13 protein-coding genes and 3 pseudogenes are annotated in these 12,815 nt (G+C 31.8%); 9 read left to right on the top strand and 7 right to left on the bottom strand.

Features of this window, described 5'->3' with window-relative positions:
* A partial coding sequence (locus HMPREF2576_RS00760) for an LPXTG cell wall anchor domain-containing protein (protein WP_141758098.1) occupies positions 1 to 311 on the top strand: 311 nt, incomplete at its 5' end.
* 368 nt (positions 312 to 679) lie between these two features.
* On the opposite strand, the gene HMPREF2576_RS00755 is transcribed toward HMPREF2576_RS00760, so the two are convergent.
* The 6 genes and pseudogenes from HMPREF2576_RS00755 to HMPREF2576_RS00725 all read right to left on the bottom strand — a co-directional run bounded on the left by HMPREF2576_RS00755 (position 680) and on the right by HMPREF2576_RS00725 (position 5,861).
* A complete protein-coding gene (locus tag HMPREF2576_RS00755; RefSeq protein WP_070856575.1) occupies positions 680 to 2,182 on the bottom strand; it encodes a glycosyltransferase in 1,503 nt (500 codons plus the stop codon).
* A 371-nt stretch (positions 2,183 to 2,553) separates the two neighbouring features.
* Positions 2,554 to 2,757 (bottom strand): annotated as a pseudogene (locus tag HMPREF2576_RS12050) (arsenate reductase); the annotation flags it as partial.
* Positions 2,758 to 2,759: 2 nt separating this feature from the next.
* Positions 2,760 to 3,494: pseudogene (locus HMPREF2576_RS00745) on the bottom strand (ArsB/NhaD family transporter); the annotation flags it as partial.
* Positions 3,495 to 3,925: 431 nt separating this feature from the next.
* Positions 3,926 to 4,804: a GTP cyclohydrolase FolE2 gene (gene folE2, locus HMPREF2576_RS00735; protein ID WP_001832035.1), complete on the bottom strand. Its 879-nt coding sequence runs from the start codon at positions 4,802 to 4,804 to the stop codon at positions 3,926 to 3,928.
* 13 nt (positions 4,805 to 4,817) lie between these two features.
* The gene (gene bshB2, locus HMPREF2576_RS00730) at positions 4,818 to 5,483 is read right to left on the bottom strand and encodes a bacillithiol biosynthesis deacetylase BshB2 (RefSeq protein ID WP_002456851.1); all 666 of its coding nucleotides are present in this window, start codon (positions 5,481 to 5,483) and stop codon (positions 4,818 to 4,820) included.
* A gap of 15 nt (positions 5,484 to 5,498) precedes the next feature.
* Positions 5,499 to 5,861, bottom strand: coding sequence for a YojF family protein (locus tag HMPREF2576_RS00725; protein ID WP_002438722.1), 363 nt, complete (start codon positions 5,859 to 5,861; stop codon positions 5,499 to 5,501).
* Positions 5,862 to 6,145: 284 nt separating this feature from the next.
* Between HMPREF2576_RS00725 and nagB the strand changes: the two genes are divergently transcribed.
* From nagB to HMPREF2576_RS00685, 8 genes and pseudogenes are all read left to right on the top strand, one after another.
* Entirely contained in the window at positions 6,146 to 6,877 is a 732-nt protein-coding gene (gene nagB / locus HMPREF2576_RS00720) for a glucosamine-6-phosphate deaminase (protein WP_001832077.1), read from the top strand.
* Between the two features lie 108 nt (positions 6,878 to 6,985).
* Positions 6,986 to 7,618, top strand: coding sequence for a 3-hexulose-6-phosphate synthase (gene hxlA / locus HMPREF2576_RS00715; RefSeq protein ID WP_001832167.1), 633 nt, complete (start codon positions 6,986 to 6,988; stop codon positions 7,616 to 7,618).
* 1 nt (position 7,619) lies between these two features.
* Positions 7,620 to 8,168 (top strand): 6-phospho-3-hexuloisomerase, encoded by a 549-nt coding sequence (gene hxlB / locus HMPREF2576_RS00710; protein ID WP_002456012.1) that lies wholly within the window; start codon positions 7,620 to 7,622, stop codon positions 8,166 to 8,168.
* A gap of 121 nt (positions 8,169 to 8,289) precedes the next feature.
* Positions 8,290 to 8,937 carry an HAD family hydrolase gene (locus HMPREF2576_RS00705; protein ID WP_070856576.1) on the top strand — a complete coding sequence of 216 codons (648 nt, stop codon included), beginning with the start codon at positions 8,290 to 8,292 and terminating at the stop codon, positions 8,935 to 8,937.
* A 105-nt stretch (positions 8,938 to 9,042) separates the two neighbouring features.
* Positions 9,043 to 10,416, top strand: a complete 1,374-nt coding sequence (locus HMPREF2576_RS00700; protein WP_032606512.1) for a long-chain fatty acid--CoA ligase — start codon at positions 9,043 to 9,045, stop codon at positions 10,414 to 10,416.
* A 2-nt stretch (positions 10,417 to 10,418) separates the two neighbouring features.
* Positions 10,419 to 11,565 (top strand): annotated as a pseudogene (locus tag HMPREF2576_RS00695) (acetyl-CoA C-acyltransferase).
* A complete protein-coding gene (locus HMPREF2576_RS00690; protein ID WP_032606515.1) occupies positions 11,531 to 11,893 on the top strand; it encodes a hypothetical protein in 363 nt (120 codons plus the stop codon). Before HMPREF2576_RS00695 ends, HMPREF2576_RS00690 begins: the two are co-directional and overlap by 35 nt.
* Before the next feature lie 3 nt (positions 11,894 to 11,896).
* Positions 11,897 to 12,157, top strand: coding sequence for a hypothetical protein (locus HMPREF2576_RS00685; protein WP_018113850.1), 261 nt, complete (start codon positions 11,897 to 11,899; stop codon positions 12,155 to 12,157).
* Positions 12,158 to 12,440: 283 nt separating this feature from the next.
* Here HMPREF2576_RS00685 and vraX read toward each other — a convergent pair whose 3' ends face one another.
* A complete protein-coding gene (gene vraX / locus HMPREF2576_RS00680; RefSeq protein WP_002438726.1) occupies positions 12,441 to 12,620 on the bottom strand; it encodes a C1q-binding complement inhibitor VraX in 180 nt (59 codons plus the stop codon).
* Positions 12,621 to 12,815: the final 195 nt, after the last annotated feature.

Here is a 12,815-nt window from a genome sequence, read left to right as displayed (position 1 = left end):
ATTCAGACTCAGACAGTGACTCAGACTCAGACAGCGACTCAGATTCTGATAATGACTCAGATTCAGACAGCAACTCAGATTCTGATAGTGATTCAGACTCAGACAGTGACTCAGATTCAGACAGTGATTCAGACTCCGATAGCAACTCAGATTTAGGCAATAGCTCAGATAAGAGTACAAAAGATAAATTACCTGATACAGGAGCTAATGAAGATTATGACTCTAAAGGCACGTTACTTGGAACTCTGTTTGCAGGTTTAGGAGCGTTATTATTAGGGAAACGTCGCAAAAATAAAAAAAATAAAAATTAAAATGTTCAAATGAAATTTATAGAAAGAAGCAGATATGAGATTTGAATAGAAAGTATATTTAGTCCAACAAATGTAAGATGTTGATTAAAACTATAATATAACTTTCACGTTTATCATATCTTGTGAAAAAGATGGTGCAAACAAGGTCATTTCTATTAAAAATGACTGAAATGTATGATTTATGGAGAAACATATACAACTCACAATCTGACAATGATTTAATAGAGGAACCGTGAATTTTAAATGAATTCATGGTTCCTTTTTATTGAATTAATAAAAATTCTTTTATTTAATACAAAAAAATACTATGAAACCATTTAATGATAAATGACTTCATAGCAAAATTTGACGACTTATATTTTTATGCTTTAGTTAAAATGTTGAAGTAAATTTTTCCACAGTAACATGATTTGTGTTCGAGAATACTTTTGTGCAGTTTCAATACAATGGTGAGAAAAAGACTGTTGAAGTTGAGGGTTGTTGAGCAATAATTTTACTTTTTCAAATAGCATGTGTTGATTATTCTTTTCTACTAAATATCCATTCTTACCATCCTGTATCAATTCACCTGGACCATATTGAATATCATAACTGATAGAAGGTACACCATGTGACTCACATTCTAATAATGCTAAGGAAAAGCCTTCCATATTACTTGTTATTAAATTTAGATATGCATCTTGATATTCATCAGTTAAATCTTTTAAAAAACCTCTTAATATTACGTGCTTTTCTAATCCTAATTCTTGAATTCGTTCTTTTAAATGTTGTTCTTCTTTACCAAAACCATACATATGTAGTTCGATATTTGGAAATGCATCTTTAAGCTTATTAATAAGTTCGATTTGTTGTATCAATTGCTTTTCAGGTGAGTATCTTGCGACAGAAATAATTTTCTTAGGTGAAACATATTTATTTTCATTAGAGTAATTTTTCATATCGATAGATGAATAGCCAACTGGAATAGCATATACTGGAATAACTCCACTGATTCTCTCAATTACGTCAGCTTTTTGTTGTTGGGTTGAAACAATGATGGCTTTATACCTTTGTAAATGTTCAAAAACCCCTTTATAAACATTTTTGATTGGTGAATGCGCTAAATCAGTAACGTCTTTAACATGAGTGCTATGTAACACTGCAATAACAGGGATGTAAGATGCAACTATGTTAAATATATGTGATGTAACAAGGTTACGATCGCTAAAGAATAAGTCACTATTTTGATATATTGTTTCAATAAAAAAAGCACCTAGCTCAGTTTCATTGTTTAAAAAGTGCGTTTTACCTAAATGATTTAATATAATCTTTTTTGCCTCATAGGGATGATTTGAATTAATATCATAATACTTTTCAATTTTCACGTTTCCTTGAGGAGAAAGATAGTACTCCGCTTGTATTTTTTGGTCCGTTGATAAGACTCTAACACAACTTAAAAATCCGCGTGTATCGTATAACTCTCTTTTTATTTTTCTTCTAGATGTGTCAAAATAATTAATGTAATCAATTTTTTGATAAGCTTCATCAGCAAAATGCGCATACATTATAAATTGTTGTTGATCATATATCCGAACGTCATTTGTCTCAGAAACCGGTTTTATAGTATAACCACATTCATTTCTCCAGTAATGAAGCCAATTTTTACTGAACACTGATGTTACGTTACTTGCTTCTTGAAAATAATCATACATGTTTACATAATCTTCGCTATTAATATATTGCGATGCTGTTTGAGTTAAATAGCGATTCCATGCTAGTAATAAAATTTTAGCTTGATAATGATATGCTTTAAATAGGTTTAACCGATTAATCATTGCTTTTTCTATACCAGCAGTTTTATGACCGATGTTATTACCTACAAAATAGTACATAATTTACCTCATATAATTAAGTTTATTTTACAAACATTGTAACATAATAAAAACTTATAATATTAATAGAACTAATAAACATTTAAAAATAATTCACACGAAAATACATACTACTAACAATATTTACCTCTTTATAATCAAAAAATTTAAAATAACGAGTCACTTACAAACGAGCTTATAATAAACTTTATTGTTTATGAATACAACTATTGTGATAGCACCCACGATAAACGGTTTTTAATTGTTTGTCATGGTTACTCCACTTAGTATATTTCTGTTCTTGTAGTTTCACTCATCAGTATTATAGCCAAGTATGTTGTTAAATTTGTTAAAAAGTATAAATAATAGTGAGTTTTAAGTTTTGAGTTAAGTTACTCTCTATGAGCAAATGTTTCTATCGTTGTTTTAATCTCATCTCTTACACGTTGAAATTCTGACCAATCTTTACCAGCAGGATCATCAAATCCCCAATGTTCTTTAGTGACGTTTTTAGGTAAAACTGGACAGTTTGCATCTGCATCACTACACAATGTGACAACTATATCAGACTCTATTAAAATGTCATTGTTTATTAGGGGATGAACTCACTCACTAAGTAACCTATAAGTAATAAAGCTAAAATAATCCATGAAATTTTAAATAATCGTGTGTCTCGTATAGCATTTTTAGGTTCAAAAATACTTGATATATCAAATGTTTTAGGGATGGATTTTCTAAAGTAAAACCATAATATTAAGATACTAGCTAATAGAGAAAATAAATTAGGTATAAACATACGCTTTAAATATTCAACAAATTCAATACCAAAGTAATCTGCTGATACAATGTTAACCAAATTACTTACAACAAGTGGTAATGATGTGGAATATACGATAAACCCACAAGCTATAATAAAAGGAAACACTAGCTTTTTATTGAAACCTAAATTTCTTATCATCGCTAAAGCGATAGGCGTCAAAATTAAGGTTGCTCCATCATTAGCAAAAAATGCTGCAATAATTGCACCTAATATCATGATAAACACAAACATTTTTAATCCATGTCCTTGTGATGCTTTAACCATATGTATGGCAGACCACTCAAAAAATCCTATTTCATCAAGGATTAATGAAATAAGGATAACTGCGACAAAGGTAAGTGTGGCATTTTAAACTATACTTGTCACTTCTAATATATCTGAGACACTCACTACTCCAGTAACGATAGCTAAAAGCGCGCCGATGACTGCAGAAATCCCTATATCTAATCCTTTTGGTTGCCAAATTATTAAAGTTACTGTAATAAAAAATATAGTAATGACTAATACAGTAATCATGAATTTCACCTTTCTTCATAGCATGACACATTCTTGGTTCACTAGTCGAATGTATTAAATGTAAATAGTTTGTCAATAGCTCAGGTAACCTATAATTGAATTGATGCATTTGTTTGAAGTTCATTTGTTAGTAAACACGTATGTGTGATTAATAAATACTTTAATCTGATGACTTAAAGTTGGTTGTAAACGTTATAATATGTATGTAAATTACAAGTGCATAAATACACTACAATAAATTAAATCTAGAATTTCTGATTTATTTAGATTCGTAACGACCTTTAATAAATTCAACATTGAATGTTTAGCATGGGGTGAGTTTCTTTTGTGTTACATTATGTATCATCGATATTGATGATGCTAAAAAATTGCCAGTTGCATCTTATAAACTAAAAATACAACTGGCATTGTAGTTGAAATTCAATGTTTTATTTGCGATATTTCAGACGTGCGAAAGCATCATGCTGGTGGATAGACTCTTCATTACGACATTCAATATCGAACCCTTCAATCCAGTCAAATTCAACTAAGTCAGCTGCAATTAGTCGAATTAAATCTTCAACAAATCGTGGATTTTCATAAGCGCGTTCTGTTACTCGTTTTTCATCAGGACGTTTTAAGATTGGATATAAGATAGAACTAGCGTTGGCTTCCATAGCGTCTAAAATTTTATCTTTATAATCATCGATGACATCATTATTTTTATCTAAATATGCTTTAACTGTAACGATACCACGTTGATTATGTGCGGAATATTCACTAATTTCTTTTGAGCAAGGACATAGTGTTGTTACTTTGGCTTGAATAGTTAATTCTTTGCGTGTAACGGTATGATTTTCAATAGCCAAACCATAAGTAACATCTGCGTGGCCTACAGCTTTAATATTAGTCACAGGACTATAACGATCAAAGAACCATTTACCTGACACATCAACACCTGCAGCATTTTGATTCATTTTATCTTGTAGAGTACGCAACAATTGATGTAGTGTGTTAAATTCAAGTTCAATGCCATTATCATAATGTTTTTCAACGCTTTCTAATATGCGACTCATATTAATGCCTTTTTCATTTTTATTTAAACTCGTTGAAAAACTAAATAAACCAGCTGTTTGGTACTGATCAATTAAAACTGGATAAGTTAAATTTTTAATGCCTACTTCCTCTATTTCAAATAAGAAATTTTTATGAGTACTTTGTAAATCGGTCATTTCATTTTTAGTAGTTGGTTTCGTACCTTTGACAGGGTCAACAGAACCGAAATGTTTCCAACGACCCTCTCTAGTGGATAAGTCAAATTCTGTCATGTTTTACCTCCATTTAAGATTCAAAGTGATATGTCCAAAATGGCTCTATTTTTAAGAAACTTTGTGCTTGACCATCTATTTCGGGACTAGCAAGTTGTTTTAAAAATGGTCCTGTTTGTGAAGCATGTGCTTCAAAAGCTTTAAGTTTTATATCACTATATTGAGATATGTCATTTTGAATATCAGGTTCTCCAAGAATTTCTGATGCATCATTGCTAAACGCTACAAGTGTAAGACGGGGTCGATCTGATTCATGCATGCGTCCAACTGTACGTACTACAGCTTCTGCAGTTGCCTCGTGATCAGGGTGAACTGCAAATTTAGGATAGAACGAAATAATTAATGATGGATTTGTTTCGTCAATAAGTGATTGAATCATTTGATCCATTTGATCGTAAGGTTCAAATTCAACAGTTTTATCTCTTAACCCCATTTTCCTTAAATCTGTAATCCCAATTGCTTTGCATGCTTCTTCTAACTCACGTTCACGTATAAATGGTAAAGATTCTCTTGTTGCAAAAGGAGGGTTACCTAGATTACGTCCCATTTGTCCTAGGGTAAGACATGCATATGTGACGGGAATACCTTTTTCAATATAACTTGCGATAGTTCCAGCAGACGAAAAAGTTTCATCATCAGGATGGGGGAAAATCACAAGTACGTGTCTTTCATCAGTCATGATTGGCAACCTCCTTTATATAGTAAATGGCTGTTTACTTATTTCTATTGTAGCAGCCAATTGTCCTTCATAATTAAAACCTGCAATTAAAAATTCGTTATTCTCATTAACTTCATAGTGCGTAAGTCCTTGCACGTAAACCCAGCCACCATCTTTTAATTTAAGACCTACACGATATGGATCTTTGTCGCCGCCTTTAAGTTGTGCATGTTCAAAAGTCACGACAATATTTCTTAAAAATGTTCCAGCGTTAAATACGCGTTGATCGAAATGATTTGCATAAGCACCATTTGTTGTTTCAACGTGTAGGTAAACAGGCTGATTTGAGTAAGAAGTTAATAAATCTAGCACTTCTTGTTCTTTAATTGGTTCCAACACGTTCACTCCCTTAAACTAAACAATATGTCAGTGACGGACTACCGATAAACATATTATTTACCAGCAAACTCGTTTATCTATCTATTTTACTAGAAAGCTATGTATATTTGTACACGAATGCTCGATTTAATTAGGAAAAATTCAAGAAATAACGTTGAATATTACATATAGAGCGTTAATATGTTTAAAATCTTAATCATTTGTTACAGTATAATTTAAGAGATATAAAAGAGTAAGGCGTTAGTCATCAATCATTGTGATATTGAAATTAGAGGTGTTTGATATTGAAAATTATTAATTTAGATTCAAAAAATCTTGCGTCATTTTATGTAGCATGCGAGTTGTTTAAACAAATACAGCAGCACCCTCATGCCAAACTCGGTTTAGCAACTGGTGGAACTATGACTGACGTATATCATTACTTAGTAAATTTATTAATCAAAAATAAAGTTGATGTGTCGCAGGTTGAAACATTTAATTTAGATGAATATGTAGGTTTAAAAGCAAGTCATCAACAAAGTTACCATACCTACATGAATAAAGTGCTATTTGAGCAATATCCTCATTTTGTTAAAAATCACATTCATATTCCTGATGGCTTATCAGAAAATCTAGAAGCAGAAGCGGAACGATATAACAATTTATTAGATGAAAGAGGGCCAATCGATATTCAAATTTTAGGAATTGGAGAAAATGGTCACATTGGTTTTAATGAACCAGGGACTGACTTCAATAGTGAAACACATGTGGTGAACTTAACAGAAAGCACCATAAAAGCAAATAGTCGATTTTTTGACAATGAAAAGGATGTTCCTAGACAAGCAGTTTCAATGGGGGTAAAAAGTATTTTAAAAGCAAAAAGGATTATCCTACTCGCATTTGGTCCAAAGAAAAAAGAGGCTATAAGTAAACTGTTAAATGAACAGGTTACCGAAGATGTACCTGCGACCATTTTACACACACACCCTAATGTTGAAGTTTATGTAGACGATGAAGCAGCGCCAGATTGTTTATAATTATATAGTTGTTTTATATACAAAATATTTTATATGTTTAATAAGTTTAGCGAAGGGTATACAACTATAAGCAAAAGAGAATTTCCCAAAACGAAAGGATGAATTTCATTGGAACTACAATTAGCCATTGATTTATTAAATAAAGAAGAAGCAGCAAAATTAGCTCAAAAAGTTGAAGAATATGTAGATATTGTTGAAATTGGTACGCCAATTGTAATTAATGAAGGGTTACCTGCAGTTCAACATTTAAATGAAAATATTAATAATGCTAAAGTATTAGCTGACTTGAAAATTATGGATGCAGCAGATTACGAAGTGAGCCAAGCAGTAAAATATGGTGCAGATATTGTTACAATTTTAGGTGTTGCTGAAGATGCTTCAATTAAAGCAGCAGTTGAAGAAGCGCATAAACATGGAAAAGCATTGCTTGTTGATATGATAGCAGTGCAAAACTTAGAACAACGTGCTAAAGAACTAGATGAGATGGGTGCAGACTATATCGCAGTTCATACAGGTTACGACTTACAAGCTGAAGGAAAATCTCCATTAGACAGCTTGCGTACAGTTAAATCTGTTATCAAAAACTCTAAGGTTGCAGTAGCAGGTGGTATTAAACCAGATACTATCAAAGATATTGTTGCTGAAGATCCAGATTTAGTTATTGTTGGTGGCGGTATTGCGAATGCTGACGATCCTGTAGAAGCAGCAAAACAATGTAGAGCAGCTATTGAAGGTAAATAAGATGAGTGAATTTAATAATTATCGTCTTATTCTTGAAGAGTTAGATTCTACTTTATCTCAAGTAGATAATACAGAGTATGAACGTTTTGCTAATGATGTTATAGGTGCAGATCGCATATTTACAGCTGGTAAAGGTCGTTCAGGTTTTGTTGCTAATAGTTTTGCAATGCGCTTAAATCAATTAGGTAAAAATGCCTACGTTGTAGGTGAGTCAACAACACCTTCAATTAAAGAACATGATTTGTTTATTATTATTTCAGGTTCAGGTTCTACAGAACATTTAAGATTATTAGCTGAAAAAGCACAATCTGAGGGTGCAAAAATTGTCTTATTAACTACAAATGCGGAATCGCCAATCGGTAATCTTGCAGAGACGGTTGTTGAATTGCCTGCAGGTACTAAACATGATGTTGAGGGTTCGAAACAACCACTTGGTAGTTTATTTGAACAGGCTTCACTTATATTCTTAGATAGTGTTGTATTACCTTTAATGGATGCATTTCACATTAGTGAAAAAACAATGCAAGAGAATCATGCTAATTTAGAATAACTAGAATGAGAGATGAGCACTTTTGTCTATGATTAGACAAAGGTGCTTTTTTAATAAATGGTGCAACATTACTCCTTTAAGTGTATATTTATAATATAACTTTAACTATGAGGTGAACATCATGAATTTTGATAGTTATATTTTTGATTTTGATGGAACGCTAATTGATACAACAACATGTCACGTCAAAGCTACGCAAAGCGCTTTTAAAAGATTAAATTTAGATGAACCTACAGAACAAGCTATTTTACATACATATCATTTAAATTTATATAACAATTTTAAAGCGCTAGCTTCACATGAACTGTCTTTTTATCAAATAGAAAAATTAATAGATGAATACAATCATTGTTTTAGCAACGATGAAATACATCAATCAAAAGAATATACCGGAATAAGTGAAGCATTAAAATTTTTACATAACCAAAAGAAAAAAATATTTGTAGTATCTAATAAAGAAACACTAACAACTCAAAAGTATTTAGATTATCTCGGATTAAGCCGTTTTATAACTGATTCATTAGGTGTCTGTATTAAAAATGAAGACAAACTTCTTTGTGAAACGATTCAAAATTTGATACAGAAACATCATTTAATGATAGGTAAAACCGTGTATATAGGGGACACAGCACAAGATATCAAGAGTGCGAATCAAGCTCATGTGCAAACATGCGCTGTCACATGGGGAGCACAATCTGCACACGAATTGTTGCATGAAGATCCTCATTATGTTGTTAATGATCCAGAAGAATTTTTAACAATTTTATAATATTTTCAATGGTAGGATGATAATTCATGAGGAATTTTATCCTACTCTTTTTTTAAAACTATGAAGCAAGTATAATGTAAACATAATTATATAAAGTGTTTACAAATGGTGATGAAGATGAAAAAAATAATGGAATATTTACAGCATTATATTAATCAATACCCGCATCGATTAGCTTTAGTGTTTGAAGATCGACATCTAACGTATGGAGAATTAAGTAAAGAAATTTATCAGGCTAGTATGCGCTATAAAGAAGTAAAATTAAACAAAAAAGTAGGTCTAATGGATGAACATCCTGTAAATAATATTATTAACTATTTTGCGGTACATCAAAGAGGTGGAATTCCTTGTATTTTTAATCATCAATGGAGTAATGAAAGGATACATCAACTTGTAAAAAGTTATGACATACAATGGTTAATTAAAGATAATCATCTTACCTCAAATCATGATAACTCAATTTATAATGATGAGGTTATCCCACGTAATGTTATACATATAGGTTTCACGTCAGGAACTACAGGTTTACCCAAAGCGTTTTATAGAAATGAACATTCTTGGATAGTTTCTTTTAAGGAAAATGAGAAATTACTCCAGCATTGTGAAGAAACCATTGTAGCACCGGGTCCTTTATCACATTCACTTTCATTGTACGCATGTATTTATGCATTAAGTACTGGAAAAACATTTATAGGTCAAAAAAATTTTAATCCACTATCTCTTATGCGTCTTATTAATCAGTTGAACAAAGCGACAGCAATATTTGTAGTGCCAACGATGGTACAACAACTTATTTCAACCCAACGACATTGTTCATCGATTAAAAGTATTTTGAGTAGTGGTGCTAAACTTACATTGCAACAGTTTCAACAAATCAGAAATTTATATCCACAAGCAAATTTAATAGAATTTTTTGGGACATCTGAAGCAAGTTTTATAAGCTACAATTTTAACCAATCATCTCCTGCTAATTCTGTTGGTAAACTTTTCCCTCATGTCGAGACACGATTATTAAATCAAGATGATGATGCAGTAGGATTATTAGCCGTTAGAAGTGAAATGGTGTTTAGTGGTTATGTTGGACAAAGCAATCAAGAGGGGGCATGGATTAAAACAGGCGACTTCGCTTATATTAAAAATCAACATTTGTTTTTAGTAGGTAGAGAGAGTGATCGTATTATAGTTGGGGGGATTAATGTATATCCAACAGCTATTGAAAGCTTAATTATGGATATTGAAGGCATTGATGAGGCCCTTGTCATTGGTATACCACATGCTAAATTTGGAGAAATAGCGATATTGCTTTATTCAGGTAAAGTACAATTGAATTACCGACAAATTAAATCTTTTTTAATGAAACATCTTTCAAGACAAGAAGTTCCATCAAAATTAAAGAAAATTGACCATATGATTTATACAGAATCAGGAAAGATTGCTAGAAAAGAGATGAAAAATAAATTTATTAATGGAGAGTTATAAAAATGAAACAACCTGTTATTATTGCAGCAAAACGTATAGCTTTCGGTAAGTATGGTGGCCGATTGAGGCATTTAGAACCTGAATCATTACTAGAACCTTTATTTAATCATTTTACAAATCAGTATCCAAAAGTAATGTCTCTTTTGGATGACGTCATTTTAGGTAATACGGTAGGTAATGGGGGGAATTTAGCTAGAAAATCATTACTTGAAGCGGGATTAGATTTTAAAATACCTGGTATAACAATTGATCGTCAATGTGGCTCAGGTCTTGAAGCCGTTATACAGGCCTGTAGGATGGTACAAAGTGGTGCTGGAACAATATATTGCAGGTGGTGTTGAGAGTACCAGTAGAGCACCTTGGAAAATCAAACGTCCGCAGTCAGTTTATGAATCTGAGTTTCCACAATTTTTTGAACGGGCGCCTTTTGCAAGAGAAGGAGAAGACCCTTCAATGATTGAAGCAGCCGAAAATGTAGCGAAGAAATATCATATCAGTAGAAATGAACAAGATGACTTTGCGTATCGCAGTCATCAGTTGGCATCAAAAAATATGAATAACGGTAATATTTCCCAAGAAATTTTACCGTTCAAAGTGAAAGTTGAATATTTTAATCAAGATGAAAGTATTAAACCTCAACTTACTCTCAGAACACTTGGCAGACTTAAACCACTTTTAAATGAAGGAACAGTCACAGTAGGAAACAGTTGTAAGAAAAATGATGGTGCAGTATTACTGATTGTTATGGAAGAAAATCGGGCACGTCAATTAGGATTCACAGAAGGGATTAAGTTTGTGAATAGTGCAACTGTAGGTGTTCAACCACAGTATTTAGGAGTAGGTCCAGTGCTAGCAGTAAATCAATTATTAGCTCAAGAACGATTAACTATAAATGATATAAATGCAGTAGAATTAAATGAAGCATTTAGCTCTCAAGTTATTGCTAGCCAACAACAGCTTAACATTCCTTTGAATAAGTTGAATTGTTGGGGAGGAGCAATTGCTACAGGGCATCCATATGGTGCAAGTGGAGCAGCGTTAGTCACACGTTTATTTTATATGAAACATCAATTTAGAACTATAGCAACTATGGGAATAGGTGGAGGGATAGGAAATGCAGCTTTATTTGAAAGATGGTATGGAAATTAGAGAAGTTCAATTTACAAATGAAAAAGTTCAAAATTATTGTGAATTGCTTAATATAAAGTATGACCATTATGTTCCTACTCTTATGTGTGCCAAGTTATGGCCACAATTTGAGTTATTTCAATCTTTTTCAAAGAAGCCTATCATATTAAAAGAGACACACATTAAGACACAACATCAACTTCAAGTCGATTGTACGTATGAAGCGACATTGCATAAGGTTTCACAAAAATTAATTAAAAATATCATTAAATATACATATGGACTCGAAATCAATAAAGATAAAAAACATTGTATGTATATAAAACAAATATTTATCGAGGTAAGATAAATTATGAAATTTACAATAGAAATGGTGAATGAATATTTAACTATAGTTAATGATGAGAATCCGATTCATCGTTCCATTGTACCGGGACAACTCATATGTGAAAAAGTATTTTCTGAACTTAATGTGAATTGGATGAATTACAAAATTAAGTACATAAAACCTATAAATATAGAGGAGGAAGTACAATTTTTAATAAAAGAAAATGATGAAATTGTAGTTTTTAAAACATATGATGATATCAAACTAACAATTACTAGAAGTTGAGAATGATAAAAATAATAATATTTTTTAAAATTAAATAATTAAAAACGCTAATGTTAGCAATGCTCAAAGGTTCTCTCCGAGCTACAAAAGGGGACAAGTTTTGGCTAACATTAGCGTTTCTCACTTGTTAAGGTGAGTGTTAATTTAGGGATGATAGAATGTCTTTAAAGCTAAACGTATTAAGGGACTAAATGCTTTAAAACTCATTTTATTTGGGACTGGAAAGACAAAAGTGCTAAATCTCAATTAGGTTTGATGCAATGTCTAGTTGTCTAGAATAACGTTAACGATATGAGTAACTTGTCGGCATGTTGTCAACGTCATTCTCTAGTAGAGAGAGCAATTGATAGATTTCATACTTATTAAAAGTTTCATCACACTTTATAGTAATTGTCTTGAAAGTTTTAGTTATGATTTCATAAATGGGTGTTCCATTTTCTATATTTCTTCTGTAGATAATCATGTTGTTTATACCTCCCTTGCCTCTCTACACTTTAAATAATAAAAGATAAATCATAAGAAATCATGGGTCTGTAGTATCAAATTTACATACGACGATAAACTGATTACTTTCTAAGACTTTATATGTATACAATATTTATTATGGATTGAAAGGAAAGAGAAGAGAGGCTGGGACATAATTCCTAGCAAAATAGCC

The organism is Staphylococcus sp. HMSC063F05, from assembly GCF_001837075.1.
GTDB classification, from domain to species: Bacteria; Bacillota; Bacilli; order Staphylococcales; family Staphylococcaceae; genus Staphylococcus; species Staphylococcus epidermidis.
Note: the sequence above shows the minus strand (reverse complement) of the source record. Positions and strands in the feature narration are given on the sequence as shown.

Coding starts and splice junctions, on each gene's coding strand:
- HMPREF2576_RS00705 (WP_070856576.1), top strand. CDS start 8,290: ATGAATTTTGATAGTTATATTTTTGATTTTGATGGAACGCTAATTGAT.
- bshB2 (WP_002456851.1), bottom strand. CDS start 5,483: ATGACTGATGAAAGACACGTACTTGTGATTTTCCCCCATCCTGATGAT.
- vraX (WP_002438726.1), bottom strand. CDS start 12,620: ATGATTATCTACAGAAGAAATATAGAAAATGGAACACCCATTTATGAA.
- folE2 (WP_001832035.1), bottom strand. CDS start 4,804: ATGACAGAATTTGACTTATCCACTAGAGAGGGTCGTTGGAAACATTTC.
- HMPREF2576_RS00690 (WP_032606515.1), top strand. CDS start 11,531: ATGCAGCTTTATTTGAAAGATGGTATGGAAATTAGAGAAGTTCAATTT.
- hxlB (WP_002456012.1), top strand. CDS start 7,620: ATGAGTGAATTTAATAATTATCGTCTTATTCTTGAAGAGTTAGATTCT.
- HMPREF2576_RS00755 (WP_070856575.1), bottom strand. CDS start 2,182: ATGTACTATTTTGTAGGTAATAACATCGGTCATAAAACTGCTGGTATA.
- HMPREF2576_RS00700 (WP_032606512.1), top strand. CDS start 9,043: ATGGTGATGAAGATGAAAAAAATAATGGAATATTTACAGCATTATATT.
- HMPREF2576_RS00685 (WP_018113850.1), top strand. CDS start 11,897: ATGAAATTTACAATAGAAATGGTGAATGAATATTTAACTATAGTTAAT.